16 protein-coding genes are annotated in these 17,640 nt (G+C 63.8%); 8 read left to right on the forward strand and 8 right to left on the reverse strand.

Annotated features, from left to right (window positions below):
• Positions 1 to 301 precede the first annotated feature (301 nt).
• The 5 genes from FJW05_RS22585 to mnmE form a co-directional block, all read right to left on the reverse strand.
• Positions 302 to 1,195, reverse strand: a complete 894-nt coding sequence (locus FJW05_RS22585) for a ParB/RepB/Spo0J family partition protein (RefSeq protein ID WP_140546245.1) — start codon at positions 1,193 to 1,195, stop codon at positions 302 to 304.
• Positions 1,196 to 1,258: 63 nt separating this feature from the next.
• Positions 1,259 to 2,056 (reverse strand): ParA family protein, encoded by a 798-nt coding sequence (locus tag FJW05_RS22590; RefSeq protein ID WP_140635806.1) that lies wholly within the window; start codon positions 2,054 to 2,056, stop codon positions 1,259 to 1,261.
• Positions 2,057 to 2,073: 17 nt separating this feature from the next.
• A complete protein-coding gene (gene rsmG, locus FJW05_RS22595) occupies positions 2,074 to 2,715 on the reverse strand; it encodes a 16S rRNA (guanine(527)-N(7))-methyltransferase RsmG (RefSeq protein WP_140635808.1) in 642 nt (213 codons plus the stop codon).
• The gene (gene mnmG / locus FJW05_RS22600) at positions 2,712 to 4,586 is read right to left on the reverse strand and encodes a tRNA uridine-5-carboxymethylaminomethyl(34) synthesis enzyme MnmG (RefSeq protein ID WP_140635810.1); all 1,875 of its coding nucleotides are present in this window, start codon (positions 4,584 to 4,586) and stop codon (positions 2,712 to 2,714) included. The genes rsmG and mnmG overlap by 4 nt, the downstream gene beginning before the upstream one ends.
• 368 nt (positions 4,587 to 4,954) lie before the next feature.
• Complete coding sequence (gene mnmE, locus FJW05_RS22605; RefSeq protein WP_140635812.1) at positions 4,955 to 6,262, reverse strand: tRNA uridine-5-carboxymethylaminomethyl(34) synthesis GTPase MnmE; 1,308 nt, start codon at positions 6,260 to 6,262, stop codon at positions 4,955 to 4,957.
• A 130-nt stretch (positions 6,263 to 6,392) separates the two neighbouring features.
• Here mnmE and FJW05_RS22610 point away from each other — a divergent pair, with 130 nt between their 5' ends.
• On the forward strand, positions 6,393 to 8,408 hold the full coding sequence (locus FJW05_RS22610) for a thioredoxin domain-containing protein (RefSeq protein WP_140635814.1): 2,016 nt from the start codon (positions 6,393 to 6,395) through the stop codon (positions 8,406 to 8,408).
• 173 nt (positions 8,409 to 8,581) lie between these two features.
• Here the strand turns inward: FJW05_RS22610 and rho are convergent, their stop codons facing one another.
• The 3 genes from rho to hemE form a co-directional block, all read right to left on the reverse strand.
• Complete coding sequence (gene rho, locus FJW05_RS22620) at positions 8,582 to 9,847, reverse strand: transcription termination factor Rho (RefSeq protein ID WP_095769513.1); 1,266 nt, start codon at positions 9,845 to 9,847, stop codon at positions 8,582 to 8,584.
• A 179-nt stretch (positions 9,848 to 10,026) separates the two neighbouring features.
• Positions 10,027 to 10,581 (reverse strand): protoporphyrinogen oxidase HemJ, encoded by a 555-nt coding sequence (gene hemJ, locus FJW05_RS22625; RefSeq protein ID WP_140635818.1) that lies wholly within the window; start codon positions 10,579 to 10,581, stop codon positions 10,027 to 10,029.
• Positions 10,578 to 11,606, reverse strand: a complete 1,029-nt coding sequence (gene hemE / locus FJW05_RS22630; RefSeq protein ID WP_140635820.1) for a uroporphyrinogen decarboxylase — start codon at positions 11,604 to 11,606, stop codon at positions 10,578 to 10,580. The genes hemJ and hemE overlap by 4 nt, the downstream gene beginning before the upstream one ends.
• A 401-nt stretch (positions 11,607 to 12,007) precedes the next feature.
• On the opposite strand from hemE, the gene FJW05_RS22635 reads away from it, so the two are divergent.
• From FJW05_RS22635 to yihA, 7 genes are all read left to right on the forward strand, one after another.
• Positions 12,008 to 12,829, forward strand: coding sequence for a pyruvate, water dikinase regulatory protein (locus FJW05_RS22635; protein WP_140635822.1), 822 nt, complete (start codon positions 12,008 to 12,010; stop codon positions 12,827 to 12,829).
• A gap of 242 nt (positions 12,830 to 13,071) precedes the next feature.
• The gene (locus FJW05_RS22640) at positions 13,072 to 13,671 is read left to right on the forward strand and encodes a Maf-like protein (RefSeq protein WP_140635823.1); all 600 of its coding nucleotides are present in this window, start codon (positions 13,072 to 13,074) and stop codon (positions 13,669 to 13,671) included.
• On the forward strand, positions 13,664 to 14,497 hold the full coding sequence (locus FJW05_RS22645; RefSeq protein WP_140635825.1) for a shikimate dehydrogenase: 834 nt from the start codon (positions 13,664 to 13,666) through the stop codon (positions 14,495 to 14,497). The genes FJW05_RS22640 and FJW05_RS22645 overlap by 8 nt, the downstream gene beginning before the upstream one ends.
• Positions 14,497 to 15,102: a dephospho-CoA kinase gene (gene coaE, locus FJW05_RS22650; protein WP_140635827.1), complete on the forward strand. Its 606-nt coding sequence runs from the start codon at positions 14,497 to 14,499 to the stop codon at positions 15,100 to 15,102. Before FJW05_RS22645 ends, coaE begins: the two co-directional genes overlap by 1 nt.
• Positions 15,103 to 15,285: 183 nt before the next feature.
• A complete protein-coding gene (gene dnaQ, locus FJW05_RS22655) occupies positions 15,286 to 15,990 on the forward strand; it encodes a DNA polymerase III subunit epsilon (RefSeq protein WP_140635829.1) in 705 nt (234 codons plus the stop codon).
• 223 nt (positions 15,991 to 16,213) lie between these two features.
• Entirely contained in the window at positions 16,214 to 16,852 is a 639-nt protein-coding gene (locus tag FJW05_RS22660; protein WP_140635831.1) for a CatB-related O-acetyltransferase, read from the forward strand.
• Between the two features lie 14 nt (positions 16,853 to 16,866).
• On the forward strand, positions 16,867 to 17,535 hold the full coding sequence (gene yihA / locus FJW05_RS22665; protein ID WP_140545564.1) for a ribosome biogenesis GTP-binding protein YihA/YsxC: 669 nt from the start codon (positions 16,867 to 16,869) through the stop codon (positions 17,533 to 17,535).
• Positions 17,536 to 17,640: the final 105 nt, after the last annotated feature.

The raw sequence follows: 17,640 nt of genomic DNA on the forward strand, positions 1-17,640 counted from the left end.
CCTCCGCTGGGGTTTCAACACGGCCAGTTTGGCACATTCGATGCCGCAAGGGGCCGTCCACCCATCATTCTAGGGCGAGCAAGGAGCGAAGCGACGCGCGCAGACCCCAGGATGACGATAGAGGGAACGGCGCTCCTTCACGGCCCGCTCTGCCCTTGCCGCCGCCTTCGCCATTTCAGCACCGCCAACAAAAAGGGCCGGCGCATCGCCAGCCCTTCGTTATCTATCACCGATATATCAGGCGTATCCAGCCTTGAGCTAAAACCTCAGCTACCGCCAAATACCATGGCGCCGCAGTCGCCTACCGCTCGTCCTTCAGCCGCCGGCAGAGCTCGTCGAGCTGTTCCAGCGAGCGATAATTGACCTTGAGCGTGCCGCCCTTGCCCTTGTGCTCGATGCTGACGATCATGCCGATCGTGTCGGTCATCAGCTTCTCGAGCGCCAGCGTGTCGGGGTCCTTGTCCGGAGTGCCGGCCGAGGTCTTGGTCTTGGCCGGCGTCGGGCCGGCGGGCATTTGCGCCAGCGCTTCGGCCTGGCGCACCGAAAGCCCTTCCTTGACGATGCGCTTGGCGAGCCCGGCCGGGTCTTCGGCGGTGACCAGCGTTCGGGCGTGGCCGGCCGACAAATCGCCGTCGACCAGCATGTCGTGAATGACGTTGGGCAGCTTCAACAGCCTCAGCGTGTTGGCGACATGGCTGCGGCTCTTGCCGATCACCTGGCCGAGATCGGCCTGCGTGTAGCCATGCTCGTCGATGAGCTGCTGGTAGCCTTGCGCCTCCTCGACCGGATTGAGGTCGGCGCGCTGGACGTTCTCGATGATCGCCAGTTCCAGCGCGGTGCGGTCGTTGACGTCGCGCACGATGATCGGGATCTCGGTCAGGCCGGCGCGCTGCGCCGCCCGCCAGCGCCGCTCGCCGGCGATGATCTCGTAGCGGCCGGGCTGCGAGGGCGAGGGGCGCGCCACGACCGGCTGCACCACGCCGTGCTCGCGGATCGACTGGGCCAGATCGGTTAGCTCGGCATCGCCGAAATGCCGACGCGGATTCTTCGGGTTCGGGCTGACGAACTCGATCGGCACCTTGCCGTCGGCCGGCACCGCCGCGCCGGGCTTTTCGGGCGCCGCCGGACGGTCGATCTCGCCGATCAGCGCCGCGAGGCCACGGCCCAGTCTTTTTCTCGATTGGTCTTCGCTCATGAGTTTGTCCAGATCGTTTCGGAATCGAATCGGCTAATTAACCAAGCCGTGCGATGATGTAGCTCAAGCGGCGCGAAGCTTGCGCTCGCGGCGGATCACCTCGGAGGCGAGCTGCAGATAGGCCTGGCTGCCCGAGCACTTCAGGTCGTAGAGGATCGCCGGCTTGCCGTAGGACGGCGCCTCCGACACGCGGACGTTGCGTGGGATGATCGTCTCATAGACCTTGTCGCCCATATGGGTGCGCACATCCTGCACCACCTGGTTGGCGAGGTTGTTGCGCCCGTCATACATGGTCAGCACGATACCCTGGATGGTGAGGTCCGGATTGATGGTGTTGCGCACCTGCTCGACGGTCTCCAGCAACTGGCTGAGACCCTCCAGCGCGAAGAACTCGCATTGCAGCGGCACGAGAACGGAATCGGCCGCCGCCATTGAATTCAAAGTCAAAAGATTGAGCGAGGGTGGACAGTCGATCAGCACGTAGCCGAACGGGGCCGAACGCTCGGAGGCGGCGCGCAGCGCATTGCGCAACTTGAGTACACGGTCGGGCGCCGAGGCGATTTCCATCTCGATGCCGAGAAGGTCCAGCGTCGAGGGTATGATGGAGAGGCCAGGCACGGCCGTCGGCACTGCCGCCCGCTCCAGCTCGAGCTCGCCGGTCAGCACGTCATAGGACGAGACCGTGCGATCCTTGCGGTCGATGCCGAGGCCGGTGCTGGCATTGCCCTGCGGGTCGAGGTCGACGATCAGCACGCGCTCGCCGATCGCGGCCAGAGCCGTGGCCAGGTTGATGGCCGTCGTCGTCTTGCCGACCCCGCCTTTCTGGTTGGCGACAGTGATGATACGCGGTCCGGTTTTCATGGATTTATGCCAGTAATTCATTGCTGTTTCGCTGGGCGCAAGTCGGTGATGTCGAGGATGACGCCTTCGGCGTCGGTCATGCTCGAATGTTCTACCAGATCGAAGCCCCAGCGGTGAGTGCTTTCTTCCACCTCGGCGCGGTAATCCCGGCCTTTGTGAAAGAGCGCGCGTGCGCGCTTGGTCAACCAGGTCGCCGAGAGGTCGAGCAGGTCCGGAAGCGCCGCCAGCGCCCTGGCCGTGACGATTTCCGGTGTGGAAACAAGCGCATAGCTATCATCGATGCGCCTGGCCACGACGCGCGCCGGCAAACCGAACTGGCCGATGACGGATTGCAGGAACGACGCCTTTTTGCGGTTGCTTTCGACCAGGGCGATCGATGCGCCGGGGCGCTCCGCCAACAGGAAAGCCAGCACCAGGCCGGGAAAACCGCCGCCCGAGCCGAGATCGACCCAGCGTGTCGCGGTAGGCGCGATTCGCGCAAGCTGGGCGCTGTCCAGGATATGGCGGCGCCAGACATCGTCCAGCGTCGACGGCGCCGCCAGATTGATGCTGCGGTTCCATTTCAGGAACAGCTGTTCGAAGGCCTGCAGCCGCTCGAATGTTTCACGTGAAACCGGACCCGCCGCCTTTTGCAGGTCGGCCCAGGCATCCGCGCTCACGCCACGTCCCTTCGCGCCGCGAACTCGGCGTTGCGGACATGCGCGACAATGATGGCAAGCGCGGCGGGCGTCATGCCTTCCATGCGCTGCGCATCGGCGATCGAACGCGGCTGGCGCGCCTTCATCTTCTGCTTCAGCTCGTTTGAAAGTCCCGGAACGTCCGTGAAATCAAGCGCCTCGGGGATGAGCCGCGATTCCTCATGCCTGATTTGCGCGGCGTCGGCCTGCTGGCGATCGAGGTAAACAGAATATTTCGCCTCCGTTTCGAGCCGCTCGGCCGTCTTGGTGTCCAGTTCGGCAAGGCGCGGCTCGACCCTTGTCAGCCAGGCCATGTCGACGCCCGGATGCGCCAAAAGCGCATAGGCCGAGCGGCGCACGCCGTCCTTGTTGATCTCCAGCCCGTGCCGCGCCGCTTCATTCGGCGTAAGCGTCACGGACTTTGCCAGCGCGCGGGCCTTGTCGAGCTTCTGCGCCATCGCGCCAAAACGCTGCAGCCGCTCCGATGACGCGATGCCGAGTTTTTCCGCCAGCGGCGTCAGCCGCTCGTCGGCGTTGTCGGCGCGCAGCGACAACCGGAACTCCGCGCGCGAGGTGAACATGCGATAGGGCTCCGCGATACCCCGGGTGGTCAGGTCATCGATCATCACGCCGATATAGGCCTCGGTGCGACTGAGCACGAACGGCTCATCGCCAGTTGCCGCCCGCGCGGCGTTGATGCCGGCGAGCAGGCCTTGCGCGCCGGCCTCTTCATAACCGGTCGTGCCGTTGATCTGCCCGGCCAGGAACAGGCCGGCGATTCGCTTCGTCTCCAGCGTCGTCTTCAGCTCGCGCGGATCGACATGGTCGTATTCGATGGCGTAGCCGGGCTGCAGCATCGTCGCCTTCTCCAGCCCCGGAATCGTCTTCAGCATGTCGAGCTGCACGTCCTCGGGCAACGAGGTCGAGATGCCGTTCGGATAGACGGTGTCGTCGTCGAGGCCTTCGGGCTCGAGGAATATCTGATGGCCCTCGCGGTCGCCGAACTTGACGATCTTGTCCTCGATCGACGGACAGTAGCGCGGCCCGATGCCTTCGATCGAGCCGGAATACATCGCCGAACGTCCGAGATTGGCGCGGATCAGCTCATGCGTTGCCGGCATGGTGCGTGTGATGCCGCAATGGATCTGCGGATTGGCGATTTTGTCCGTCATCAGCGAGAACGGCACCGGATCCTCGTCGGCCGCTTGGGCCTCCAGCGACGCCCAGTCGATGGCGCGGCCGTCGAGGCGAGGGGGCGTGCCGGTCTTCAGGCGCCCGAGCTTGAAACCCGCACGTGCCATAGTCGCCGACAGGCCGTGGCTTGCCTGCTCGTTCATGCGGCCGGCGACGATCTTCCTTTCGCCGATATGGATCAAACCGCGCAGGAACGTGCCGGTGGTCAGCACGACGGCACCGCAGGCCAAGCGCCGATCGCCCGAGATCAGCACGGCCGCGACGCGGCCGTCTTCGATCTCGAGATCGAGAACCTCGCCCTCGACCACGTCGAGATTGGCCTGCCCGCGGATCGCGGCCTGCATGGCAAGCCGGTAGAGCTTGCGGTCGGCCTGGGTGCGCGGACCGCGCACGGCCGGCCCCTTGCGGCGGTTGAGCAGGCGAAACTGGATGCCGGCGGCGTCGGCGATGCGGCCCATCAGCCCGTCCATGGCGTCGATCTCGCGCACGAGATGCCCCTTGCCGAGACCGCCGATCGCAGGATTGCACGACATGACGCCGATCGTCTCAAAACGCAGCGTCACCAGCGCGGTCCTGGCGCCGGCGCGCGCGGCAGCACTCGCCGCCTCGCACCCGGCATGGCCGCCGCCCACCACCACCACATCATAGTGATTGGTCATTTTCCAAGAATCCGCTTTCAGAGATTGGGTTGACAGATGTCCCTGCTCTGTCCCGCTGTCAAGTCGGACGGTCGCAATAGGCCGACGCAACGCCGTCATCCTCGGGTAAGCCTGGGACAATCGCATATGGGTTAATCGGCGACGGCCAACACAAGACCGTCATCCTCGGGCTTGCCCCGAGGATCCGCCGTCGCACGCGGATACAGCGTGACCAGTTCAGGGGGCCGGTAGATCCTCGGGACAAGCCCGAGGATGACACCAAGACACGCAGGGCAGGACTCGTTTCACGTGAAACATCGATCCGGTACATGATATTAATGTTTCACGTGAGTCACTGCCGCAAAAGGTGGCGCTATGTTTCACGTGAATCATTTGCCAATGCAGAACTGCGAAAAGATGATGTCGAGCAGATCCTCGACATCGACCGCGCCGGTGATCCGGCCGAGCCGGTCCGCCGCCAATCGCAGATCCTCGGCCCGCAATTCCTGGCTGTGTCCGGCCAGCGCCGCTCGCAGGAAGCCCGTCGTCTCCTTCAGCAATTCGACATGGCGCAACCTTGACGGGAGGACTTCGCTCGCGTCGCCGGCTGCCTTGGCGGCGCGTTCTCCGATCTCGTCGAGAAGCGCGCCGAGGCCGGTGCCGTCCCTGGAAGAGATCACCAAATCATAGTCGCCGGTGCCGGCTCTCGCGATATCCGACTTGGTCCCGATCCGCAGCAGCGGAGCGCCGCTCGCGACCTCGCCGACGGGAACCGGATCGACGATGTCCTCCAGCAACAGGATCAGGTCAGTCTTGCCGGCTTTGGCCATGGCGCGCTCGATGCCGATCGATTCGACCTTGCCCGCGGCGTCGCGCAGCCCGGCCGTATCGACAATGCGCACTTTCAGTCCGTTAAGGTCCATGACGACTTCGAGCAGATCGCGCGTCGTGCCGGGTTCGTCGGTGACGATCGCTGCTTCGCGCCTGGCCAGCGCGTTGAACAGGCTGGACTTGCCGGCATTCGGCGCACCCAGGATCACGACTTCGAAACCGTCGCGGATGATCTCCGCGGCCTTGAACCCTTCGACATGCCGTTCGATTTCGACGATCATCGTAGCGACGTCGGACCAAACCGCCTCCGAAACGGAGCCCGGCACGTCCTCTTCGTCGGCGAAATCGATCTCGGCCTCGATCATGGCTCGCGCATGGATCAGTCGGCGGCGCCAGCTCGAATAAAGCTCGCTCTGCGCGCCATCCGCATTGCGCAAGGCAAAGCGGCGCTGCGCCTCCGTCTCGGCATTGACCAGATCGGCGAGCGCCTCGGTCTCGACCAGGTCGAGCTTGCCGTTGAGAAAGGCGCGCCGGGTGAATTCTCCGGGCTCGGCATGCCGCACCCCATCGAACTGCGTGATCGTCTCCAGCATCTTGGCTGCGACGGCGCGGCTGCCATGGACTTGGAATTCAGCGACGTCCTCGCCGGTGAAACTGCCGGGACCTGGAAAGAACAGGACAAGCCCGTAGTCGATGATCGACCCGTCCGCCGCCCTGAGGGTCCGCAACGTGGTAAACCGATCCTTAATAGACCCCGCAATCGTTTCGACAACGAATCGAGTCTGGGGGCCGGAAACTCGGATGACGGCGATGCCCGCCGGCAAGCGGCCGCTCGACAGCGCAACGATCGAATCCTTCGAAGCCATTGGGGAAATCATTTGCCGGACCTGTCGAACCGCCTAGATTGAAAGAGAGAGCACGGCCGAAGGCCGCTTCACACTTTTCGGCATCATGCTCCAACGTTGATGCATCAGACCCAAAAATGAGCCGCCCATCGTGACCTTACCCGCGCGAAACCTGCTTGCCGAAGAGGCCAGCCCCTATCTGCAGCAGCACAGCGGCAATCCTGTCCATTGGCGCGGCTGGTCGCCTGCGGCCCTTGCCGAAGCGAAGCAGCTCGGGCGGCCGATCCTGCTCTCCATCGGCTACGCCGCCTGCCACTGGTGCCATGTCATGGCCCACGAAAGTTTTGAGAACGACGCCGTGGCCGCCGTCATGAACCGGCTCTACGTGAATATCAAGGTCGATCGCGAGGAGCGGCCCGACATCGACCAGATCTATATGGCCGCGCTCCATGCCATGGGCGAGCAGGGCGGCTGGCCGCTCACCATGTTTCTGACTCCCGACGGCAAGCCTTTCTGGGGCGGCACCTATTTCCCGCACGAGGCGCGTTACGGAAGGCCCGGCTTCATCCAGGTGCTGGAAGCGGTCGACAAGGCCTGGCGCGAGAAGCAGCAGAGCCTCGCCGAAAGCGCCGACGGGCTGACCGCCCATGTCGAGCAGCGGCTTGCCGGAGCCACAGGCAAGGGCGTGCTCGCCCGCGACACGCTGGCCGACCTCGCCACCCGCATCGACGGCATGATCGATCGCGATCTCGGCGGCTTGAAGGGGGCGCCGAAATTCCCCAACGCGTCCTTCATGCACACGCTTTGGCTGTCCTGGCTGCGTGACGGCGAGGCCGCGCATCGCGACGCGGTGCTCGCCAGCCTCGAAAAAATGCTCGCCGGCGGCATCTACGATCATGTCGGCGGCGGTCTCAGCCGCTACTCGACCGACGCCGAATGGCTGGTGCCGCATTTCGAGAAGATGCTTTACGACAACGCCCAGCTCATCCGCCTGTGCAACTGGGCCCACGCGGCCACGGGCAACGACTTGTTCCGGGTACGAATCGAAGAAACCGTCGGCTGGCTGCTGCGCGAGATGATGGTCGAGGGCGGCGCCTTCGCCGCCAGCCTCGATGCCGACAGCGAAGGCGAGGAGGGGCTTTTCTACACGTGGAACCGCGCGGAGATCGAAACCGCGCTCGGCGACGATACGTCGACCTTCTTCCGGTATTTCGAGCTCGCCGCGCCGCATGGCTGGGAAGGCAAGCCGATCATTCGCCAGAGCGAAGCCCAGCAAGCTCAAGGCATCGCCGACTATGCGCAATTGGCGTCTCTGAAGGCAAAGCTGTTGGGCGTCCGCGAAGGCCGGGTCAGGCCGGGCCGCGACGGCAAGGCGCTCACCGACTGGAACGGGCTGATGATCGCAGCGCTCGCCGAGGCGGGCCGCTCGCTTGGGCGGCGTAACTGGATCGACGCCGCCGCAAAAGCCTTCGGCCATATCGTCGAGCCGAGCCAGGACGGGCGCCTCCCGCATTCCATGCTAGGCGCGAAGAGACTTTTCCCGGCGTTGTCGAGCGATTACGCCGCCATGACCAATGCGGCGATCGCGCTGTTCGAGGCGACAGGCGATCCGGCCTATTCCGATCGCGCCCGGCAGTTCATCGACGAGCTCGACCGCTGGCACCTGGATGTACAAAAGAACGGCTACTGGCTGACGGCGTCGGACAGCGGCGACGTTCCGATTCGCATCCGGGGCGATGTGGATGAAGCAATCCCGTCCGCCACCAGCCAGATCGTCGAGGCGCTGGTGCGGCTGTCATCGCTCACCGGCGACCTCGATCTCTGGGAAAAGGCGTGGACCACCGCCGAGCATGCCATGGGCCGCGCCTCGCAGCAGGCCTACGGCCAAGCCGGCATCGTCAACGCCTGTGCCCTGGCGCTCGAGCCGCTGAAGCTCGTCATTATAGACAAGCTAGATTCACCAAGCCTCGTTCCGGTTGCGAATCGGAACCCGGACCCGCGCCGGGTCGATATCGTCGCGCCGATCGGTTCGGAAGCGAATCGACCGTTATTGCCGGGCGGCGCGTTGCCGCCGACGGACAAGGCGGGCGCCTGGTTCTGCAGCGGGCAGGTGTGTCTACCGGTGGTGACGGATGCGGGTGAATTGGAGAAGCTGTTGCGGCGATAGCGCCTTTCCCCTTCTCCCCTTGTGGGAGAAGGTGTCGCCGAAGGCGACGGATGAGGGGTGCTCCAGGGAAAGCCAGCGTCTCATTCCGCTGGAACACCCCTCATCCGTCTCGGCGCTGCGCGCCGATCCACCTTCTCCCACAAGGGGAGAAGGAGGAAGGGCCTCAGCCCCAATCACGTATTCATCGAATCGAAGAAGTCCGCGTTGGTTTTGGTCTGCTTGAGCTTGTCGATGAGGAACTCGATCGCGTCGGTGGTGCCCATCGGCGCCAGGATGCGGCGCAGCACGAAGATCTTCTGCAGGTCCGCGCGCGGCACAAGCAGGTCTTCCTTGCGGGTGCCCGACTTGAGGATGTCCATCGCCGGGTAGATGCGCTTGTCGGCCACCTTGCGGTCGAGCTGGATCTCGCAGTTGCCGGTGCCCTTGAACTCTTCGAAGATGACTTCGTCCATGCGGCTGCCCGTATCGATCAGCGCGGTGGCGATGATGGTCAGCGAGCCGCCTTCCTCGATGTTGCGGGCGGCGCCGAAGAAGCGCTTCGGGCGTTGTAGCGCGTTGGCGTCGACACCGCCGGTCAGCACCTTGCCGGATGACGGCACCACGGTGTTGTAGGCGCGGCCGAGGCGCGTGATCGAATCGAGCAGGATGACGACGTCGCGGCCGTGTTCGACCAGGCGCTTGGCCTTCTCGATCACCATCTCGGCGACCTGCACGTGGCGCGCCGCCGGCTCGTCGAAGGTCGAGGAGATCACCTCGCCCTTCACCGAGCGCTGCATGTCGGTCACTTCCTCCGGACGCTCGTCGATCAGAAGCACGATCAGATAGCATTCCGGATGGTTGGCGGTGATCGAATGGGCGATGTTCTGCATCAGCACCGTCTTGCCGGTGCGCGGCTGCGCGTTGATCAGCGCGCGCTGTCCCTTGCCGATCGGCGCGACAAGGTCGATCACGCGCGGCGAGATGTCCTTGGAGGTCGAATTGTCGATCTCCATCTTCAGCCGCTTGGTCGGGTAGAGCGGCGTCAGATTGTCGAAGTGGATCTTGTGCCGGATCTTCTCCGGGTCGTCGAAATTGATGGTGTTGACCTTGAGCAGCGCGAAGTAGCGCTCGCCCTCTTTCGGGCTGCGGATCGGCCCTTCGACCGTATCGCCGGTCTTGAGCGAAAAGCGCCTTATTTGCGACGGCGAGATATAGATGTCGTCGGGACCTGGCAGGTAGTTTGCGTTGGCCGAGCGCAGGAAGCCGAAACCGTCCTGCAGCACCTCGACCACGCCTTCGCCGATGATCTCGACGTCCTGGGCGGCGAGCTTCTTCAGGATCGCGAACATCAGCTCCTGCTTGCGCATGACGCTGGCGTTCTCCACCTCGAGCGTCTCGGCATAAGCGATCAGCTCTGGCGGCTTCTTGTTCTTGAACTCTGCGAGTTTCATTTCTTGCATTAGATAGACTCTGGGTAGGCTTTGGAGAGGGAAATCGGCTGGATGCGACAAATGTCGGGCGCGGCCGAAAGCGAGTAAAAGGGGCGGCGCATGACGGGAAGGAAGACCCGTCTTGTATCGTCGCTCGACTGAAAGAGCAAGCCGCCTTTTGCGGGGCAGGAACCAGGTCCGGGAAAGCCTCAGAACGGCTTCACGATGACCAGGATGACGATGACGATCATCAGTAATGTGGGGATCTCATTGACGATCCGCCAGTGCCTCGCCGGCTTTTCGTTCTTGTCCTCGGCAAATTTCCTAACCGCGCCGGCGAGATAGCCATGCAGCCCCGACAAAATGAGCACCAGCGCGATCTTGGCGTGCAGCCAGCCGCCCTGGAATCCAAAGCCTTTCCAGGCAAGCCAAAGCCCGAACACCCAAGTCGCGGTCATCGCCGGGTTGATGATCCCTCTGAGCAGCCGGCGCTCCATCACCTTGAAGGTTTCGGACTGCACCGAGCCCCTTTCGGCATCGACATGGTAGACGAAGAGACGCGGCAAATAGAGCATGCCGGCCATCCAGGAAATGACCGCAATCACATGGATCGCCTTGGCCCACGGATAAAGACTGTCGGGTGCCGCGAGATAGAGCAGCGCCGTCAGCACGACGAGCAGGGCAATGCCGATCGCCATGCGCTTCATACCCTGGCCAGTGCTGTTTTCGCTGCTCGCGCTGTTCTCGTTGCTCACATCGTTCATTGCCGGCTTCTCACCATTTTCACCATCGCCTCGACATGCGCCACCGGCGTTTCCGGCGTGATGCCGTGGCCTAGATTGAAGATCAGCGGCCCGTCACCCAAAGTCCTCAGGATTGCCTCGACGCCGTCAGCCAGCGCCTTGCCGCCGGCCACCAGGCGCAACGGATCGAGATTGCCTTGCACCGCTCCGTCGCGCTGCAGCTCCTTCGCCATCGACAGCGGCACGGTCCAGTCGAGACCGAGACCGGCAATGCCGGTCTTTCTCCTGTAGTCGCGATAGCGTTCGCCAGCACCCTTCGGAAAGCCGATCACCGGCACATCGGGGTAAACCGCCTTCACTTGGGCGACGATCTCGGCCACCGGCTCGACGCAGAAGGCCTCAAAGGACGGCTCGTCCAGCACGCCCGACCACGAATCGAAAATCTGCACCGCATCGGCGCCGGCCTCGATCTGGCGGATAAGATAGGCGGCCGAATGGTCGGCCAAAATCTTCAGAAGCCGCGCGAAGGCCTCGGGCTCGCGATAGGCGAATAGCCGGGCAGGGCCCTGGTCGGGCGTGCCATGCCCGGCGATCATATAAGTCGCCACCGTCCAGGGCGCGCCGCAGAAGCCGAGCAGCGTCGTCTCGTCGGGCAGTTTCGCCCGCAGCCGGCGCACGGTCTCGTAGACCGGTTCGAGATTCACGTGAAACATGTCGCCGTTCAGCGCCGCAATCTCGGCCGCCGAGATCGGCTTCAGGACCGGTCCGCGGCCCTCCTCGAAGCGAACGTCGCGCCCCAGGGCATTGGGCACGACGAGAATGTCGGAGAACAGGATCGAGGCGTCGAAGCCGAAGCGTTCGATCGGCTGCAGCGTCACCTCGACGGCAAGGTCCGGATCGTAGCAGAGATCGAGGAAGGATCCCGCCCGCTTCCTGGTCTCGCGATATTCGGGAAGATAGCGGCCCGCCTGGCGCATCATCCAGAGCGGCGGCGGTGAAACCGGCTCGCCCTTGAGGACGTCGAGCATGATCCGTTTCCCAGCCATCCAGGCTCGTCCTCTCCGCTTCTCTTAAATCAAATATCTATTTTAAAAGAGTCTTCTGATTCTAAGAGTCTGTTGGTTGTGATGGTTGCGACCTGTCCAGCGTCCGAGCCGAAAAGGCCAGTCAGCATATTGTCGCGTACTCGCTTTCGCAATTTGGAGGGTTCTGGGGACGAAGCGGATTCCAGCTTTGGAGTCAAAAGCTTGGGCTTTCCGTTCCGAACTTCCCCCTGTGGACGAGATCGGCAAGGAAAACTTGATCCCCGGTTTTGTCCCCAACGCCGCGACAAAGCCTACAGCGGATCGAATTGTGGACAAGCGGCCATCTGATACAGTCGCTTCCTTGCCCAAGGCTTGCCCATCCAGCCTTGTCCACAATTGCCCACAGCCTGGACCCATCCCCTGTGAACAAACCTCAGAGCTTCTTCCATCTGCATCTGATCTCCGACGCCACGGGCGAGACGCTGCTGGCTGCCGGCCGCGCGGCGTCCGCCCAATACAAAGATGCGCGCGCCATCGAGCACATCTATCCGCTGATCCGCACGGAAAAGCAGATAGCCAAGGTCTTCGAGGACATCGAGGAGGAGCCCGGCATTATTCTCTATACGGTGGTCGACCAGAAGCTGGCGCGCTCGATCGATGAGCGCTGCGCGGCCATGGGCCTGCCTTGCGTCTCGGTGCTGGAACCGGTGCTGACCGTCTTCCAGTCCTATCTCGGCACGCCGGCCGGTCGCCGCGTCGGCGCCCAGCATGTGCTCGACGCCGAGTATTTCCGCCGCATCGATGCGCTGAACTTCACCATGGAGCATGATGACGGCCAGCTGCCGGCCAATATGGACGATGCCGACATCGTGCTGATCGGCATTTCGCGAACCTCGAAGACGCCGACCAGCATCTATCTCGCCAATCGCGGCATCAAGACCGCCAATATCCCGATCGTGCTCGGTGTGCCGCTGCCCGAAAGCCTGATCGCCGCCAAGACGCCTTTGGTCGTCGGCCTGGTCGCCACGGCCGAGCGCATCTCGCATGTGAGGCAAAACCGCATCCTCGGCAGCAGCGCCGCCTTCGTGTCGACCGACTATGTCGACCGCGCCGCGATCAACGAGGAGCTCGCCTATGCCCGCCAGCTTTGCACGCGGCATGGCTGGCCGATGATCGACGTCAGCCGCCGCTCCATCGAGGAAACGGCCGCCGCCATCGTTGCCCTGCGGGGCAAGACGCGCTAGGGCAAGCGACATAAGTGAGCACTCCGTCCAGCACCCCTCATCCGACCGAGCTTCGCTCGGCCACCTTCTCCCACAAGGGGAGAAGGAAGAACGCGGCGCCAGCGTCCTGTGATTGCCGCTAGGCGGCGATTTGCGGTGACGTTGGACTTTCCTTCTCCCCTTGTGGGAGAAGGTGGATCGGCGCGATAGCGCCGAGACGGATGAGGGGTGCTGGACGGATCGCAACCGTTGGATGAACCATCATGCCCGAAAAGATCATCCTCGCCTCCGGCAGCCCATTCCGAAAAGCCATGCTCGTCAGCGCCGGCCTCGACATCGAGGCGGTGCCGGCAAATGTCGACGAGCGCGCGCTCGAGGCTCCGCTGAAGGACAGCGGTGTTTCACCGGAGGATGTCGCGTCGATCCTGGCCGAGGCCAAGGCGACCGAGGTCAGCGAGCGCAAGCCTGGCGCCCTGGTGCTCGGCTGCGACCAGACCCTGTCGCTCGGCGACGAGATCTTTCACAAGCCCGCCGACATGGAAGGCGCCCGCCGCCATCTCCTGGCCTTGTCCGGCAAGACGCATCAGTTGAACAGCGCCGCCGTGCTTTGCCGCGACGGCGAGGTGCTGTGGCGGCATGTCGGCGTCGCCAGCCTCACTATGCGCGAGCTCGACCCCGGCTTCATCGGCAGGCACCTGGCCCGCGTCGGCGCCAAGGCGCTGTCCAGTGTCGGCGCCTATCAGATCGAAGGCGAAGGCATTCAGCTGTTCGAGAAGATCGAGGGCGACTATTTCACCATCGTCGGCCTGCCGCTGCTGCCGGTGCTGAAAGAGCTGCGCGCATTGGGAGCCATCGATGGCTGAGAAAAAGGCCTTCGTCACGGGACATCCGATCGCACATTCGCGCTCGCCGAAGATCCACGGCTACTGGCTGGCGAAATACGGCATCCACGGCAGCTACCAGGCGATCGATGTCGCGCCGGCGGATTTCGCCGCCTTTCTCAAATCTCTCGGCGAGAACGGCTACCGCGGCGGCAACGTCACCATCCCGCACAAGGAGGCGGCCTTTGCCGGCGTCGCCCGCCGCGACCATGCGGCCGATGAAATCGGCGCGGTCAACACGTTGTGGTTCAAGGATGGCCTTCTGTGGGGCGGCAACACCGACGGCTACGGTTTCGCCGCCAATCTCGACGAGCATGCGCCGGGCTGGGCGGTCAATGGGCCGGCCGTGATTCTGGGCGCCGGCGGTGCTTCCCGCGCGGTCATCCATGCGCTGAAAGAGCGTGGCATCAAGGATATCCGAATCGCCAATCGGACGCTCGCGAGAGCCGAGGAACTCAGCCGCCACTTCGGCGCCGGAGTCTCGGCGCATGGCGCGGGCGCGCTCAGTGAGCTGCTTGCCGATGCCGGCCTGCTCGTCAACACCACCTCGCTCGGCATGCATGGTGACGCGACGCTCTCCGCCGATCCGGCAGGCTTGCCCGGCCACGCCATCGTCACCGACATTGTCTATGTGCCGTTGGAAACACCTTTGCTTGCCGCCGCCAGGGCGCGCGGCCTGAAGACGGTCGATGGTCTCGGCATGCTGCTGCATCAGGCTGTGCCCGGTTTCGAACGCTGGTTCGGCAGGAAACCCGAAGTGACGCCCGAATTGCGGCGCATGATCGTCGCCGACATCGAGGGCCGTTGATGATCTTGCTCGGCCTCACCGGATCGATCGGCATGGGCAAGTCCACCACGGCGAAAATGTTCGCCGAGGCCGGCGTGCCGGTGCATGATTCCGACGAGACCGTGCATCGCCTTTATTCCGGCAAGGCAGCCCCCCTGGTCGAGGCGGCCTTTCCGGGCACGACGAAAGCGGGCGCGGTCGATCGGGTCAAGCTCGCCGAAAAAGTGCTCGCCGATCCGGCCGCGCTGAAGCGGCTCGAGGCAATCATTCACCCGCTGGTGCGCGCGGACGCCGACGCGTTTCTCGCAACGCATCGCGCCGCCGCCGCGCCGCTCGCCGTGCTCGACATCCCGCTGCTGTTCGAAACCGGCGGCCGCAGCCGCGTCGACAAGGTCGTGGTCGTCACCGCGTCGCCCGAAGTCCAGCGCGCGCGCGTGCTTGCGAGGCCGGGCATGAGCGAGGAGAAGTTTTCATCCATCCTCGCCAGGCAGGTGCCCGACGCCGAAAAGCGCCGCCAGGCCGATTTCATCATCGATACCGGCCACGGCTTCGACGCCGCTCGAAAGGCGGTCGAGGCGATCGTCGCCGAACTCTCAGGGGAAAAGTCCGGCAAAGCCGGCTCCTGACATTACAGCGCCGCGCGTCCGTTCGGACGCACAAAGGACGCTGTAACGCTTTGATTTTGCGCATGATCCTTTTCCGAAAATCGATTCCGATTTTCGCAGGCCATGCGTCAAGCCGTCACCAGTCCCCATTGCCATTTTGTTCCGGTGTATGATTCTGCTCGTTTGGGAAGCGAACTGATTCGAATGCGTGAGATCATCTTCGATACGGAAACCACTGGCCTCGATTTGCGCGACGACCGCATCATCGAGCTTGGCGGCGTCGAGCTGGTCAACCGCTTCCCGACAGGCCGCACCTTCCACAGATTCATCAATCCGCAGGGGCGCGCGATCCATGCCGAGGCGCAGGCCGTGCACGGCATCAGCGCCGCCGACCTGGTCGGCAAGCCGACCTTCGCCGAAATCGCGCAGGAATGGCTGGACTTCACCGACGGCGCCCGGCTGATCGCCCACAACGCCACTTTCGATATCGGCTTCCTCAACCTCGAATTCAGCCGGCTCGAGCAAGCTGCCATCGATCCCGGCCGCGTGGTCGACACGCTGGCGCTGGCGCGCCGCAAGCATCCGATGGGACCGAACTCGTTGGACGCGCTCTGCCGGCGCTACGGCATCGACAACGCCCGCCGCACCAAGCACGGCGCGCTGCTCGACTCCGAATTGCTGGCCGAGGTCTATATCGAGCTCATCGGCGGCAAGCAGGCGGCGCTGGTGCTGGAGTCCGTGGCGGTCCACATGAACGGTGCCGGCGAGGTCGCCGATATCGACATCTCGATCGGCGCCCGACCGATCGCCCTGCCGCCGCGGCTCAGTGAGACGGATCGGGCGGCGCATGCGGGGCTGGTCGCGACGCTCGGCGAAAAGGCGCTGTGGCTGAAAGTGGCGGTGGGTTGAGGGCGCTATTGGCGCTGACGTTGGAGATCGGCCAAAACCTCCGTGACGTCGTCATACTCGGCCTCGTGTTGGCCTTCGCCGATAAACCTCATATGCGATTGCCCCTTGCTAATCCGTTCGCGATCTGTCGCGGCAAGCCATTGAACGGTTGGTGCTGTCGAAGGATCGCGTTAGTTTGATCGCGCGGGGCTACCGCGCCCAAACCCGCCTGCAAAGGACCGCGATGACCGGACCCAATCCCAACGTCAAGCATCCGATTGCGATGCATCCGCGCGTCGGCTTCCTGAAGGGATTGGTGACGTCGCCCAACATCGAGATCGGCGACTTCACCTACTATGACGACCCCGACGGTCCCGACAAATTCGCCGAGAAATGCGTGCTGCATCACTACGACTTCATCGGCGACAAGCTGATCATCGGCAAGTTCTGCGCCATCGCCGAAGGCGCGCGTTTTATCATGAACGGCGCCAACCACGCCATGTCGGGCTTCTCGACCTATCCGTTCAACATCTTCGGCCATGGCTGGGAGGAAGGCTTTGACCCGCAGACCTGGTCGAAGGAGATCCGCGGCGACACCACGATCCGCAATGACGTGTGGATCGGCATGGATGCGGTGATCATGCCGGGCGTGACGGTGGGCGACGGCGCCATTGTCGCCGCGAAATCGGTTGTCACGCACGACGTGCCGCCTTATGCGATCGTGGCCGGCAATGCGGCCAGGGTGGTGAAGATGCGCTTCGACGAATTCACGGTGCGGCGGCTGCTCAAGGCGGCCTGGTGGGACTGGCCGGTCGACAAGATCAGCCGCAACCTCAACGCCATTCGCGGCGCCGACATTTCAAGGCTGGAGGCAGCGGTTTGAACGCGCCCGAAAAAATGACAAACGACAAGACCCCGAACGAAACGGCGATCAGCCCGGAGCTGTTCACCCGTGGCTGGGTCTTCATCCGCGGCGTGCCGTCGATGAAGTTCCTGCCGCCGGAAGGCCCGCCGGAGATCGCCTTCGCCGGTCGTTCCAATGTCGGCAAATCGTCGCTGATCAACGCGCTGGTCGGGCACAAGGGCCTGGCGCGCACCTCGAACACGCCGGGGCGCACGCAGGAGCTCAATTATTTCGTGCCCGACGGCTTTTCCGGCGAGGGCGCCGACCTGCCGCCGATGGCGTTGGTCGACATGCCGGGCTACGGCTATGCCAGCGCGCCGAAGGACAAGGTCGATGAGTGGACCAAGCTGATCTACGAATATCTGCAGGGCCGCGTGACGCTGAAGCGCGTCTATGTGCTGATCGACGCGCGCCACGGCATCAAGGCCAAGGACGAGGAAGTGCTGACCCTGCTCGACAAGGCGGCAGTGTCCTACCAGGTGGTGCTGACCAAGACCGACAAGATCAAGGCCGCCGGCGTGCCGAGGCTGGTCGAGGAGACGCTGGCCAAGATCAAGAAGCGGCCGGCGGCGTTTCCACTGGTGCTGGCCACCTCGTCGGAAAAAGCCGAGGGCTTGGACGAGCTGCGTGCCGCCATCGCTTTGGTGGCGAACGGCGGCTGACGCCGTTATTGCCGTTGAGCGAGCCTGCCGCGTAGGCACTCCCCCCCACCCAGCCTCCGCTTGGCTCGGCCTGCCTCCCCCGAGGGGAGAGGATATGGCCGGCGC

The sequence above is a fragment of the Mesorhizobium sp. B2-9-1 genome (genome assembly GCF_006439455.1).
Taxonomy (GTDB): Bacteria; Pseudomonadota; Alphaproteobacteria; order Rhizobiales; family Rhizobiaceae; genus Mesorhizobium.

What these genes read in the sequence shown, in the direction of transcription:
- FJW05_RS22585 (WP_140546245.1), bottom strand. Translation starts at nt 1,195, where the DNA reads ATGAGCGAAGACCAATCGAGAAAAAGACTGGGCCGTGGCCTCGCGGCG.
- FJW05_RS22590 (WP_140635806.1), bottom strand. Translation starts at nt 2,056, where the DNA reads ATGAAAACCGGACCGCGTATCATCACTGTCGCCAACCAGAAAGGCGGG.
- mnmG (WP_140635810.1), bottom strand. Translation starts at nt 4,586, where the DNA reads ATGACCAATCACTATGATGTGGTGGTGGTGGGCGGCGGCCATGCCGGG.
- mnmE (WP_140635812.1), bottom strand. Translation starts at nt 6,262, where the DNA reads ATGGCTTCGAAGGATTCGATCGTTGCGCTGTCGAGCGGCCGCTTGCCG.
- rho (WP_095769513.1), bottom strand. Translation starts at nt 9,847, where the DNA reads ATGCAAGAAATGAAACTCGCAGAGTTCAAGAACAAGAAGCCGCCAGAG.
- hemJ (WP_140635818.1), bottom strand. Translation starts at nt 10,581, where the DNA reads ATGAACGATGTGAGCAACGAGAACAGCGCGAGCAGCGAAAACAGCACT.
- hemE (WP_140635820.1), bottom strand. Translation starts at nt 11,606, where the DNA reads ATGGCTGGGAAACGGATCATGCTCGACGTCCTCAAGGGCGAGCCGGTT.
- FJW05_RS22640 (WP_140635823.1), top strand. Translation starts at nt 13,072, where the DNA reads ATGCCCGAAAAGATCATCCTCGCCTCCGGCAGCCCATTCCGAAAAGCC.
- FJW05_RS22645 (WP_140635825.1), top strand. Translation starts at nt 13,664, where the DNA reads ATGGCTGAGAAAAAGGCCTTCGTCACGGGACATCCGATCGCACATTCG.
- coaE (WP_140635827.1), top strand. Translation starts at nt 14,497, where the DNA reads ATGATCTTGCTCGGCCTCACCGGATCGATCGGCATGGGCAAGTCCACC.
- dnaQ (WP_140635829.1), top strand. Translation starts at nt 15,286, where the DNA reads ATGCGTGAGATCATCTTCGATACGGAAACCACTGGCCTCGATTTGCGC.
- FJW05_RS22660 (WP_140635831.1), top strand. Translation starts at nt 16,214, where the DNA reads ATGACCGGACCCAATCCCAACGTCAAGCATCCGATTGCGATGCATCCG.
- yihA (WP_140545564.1), top strand. Translation starts at nt 16,867, where the DNA reads ATGACAAACGACAAGACCCCGAACGAAACGGCGATCAGCCCGGAGCTG.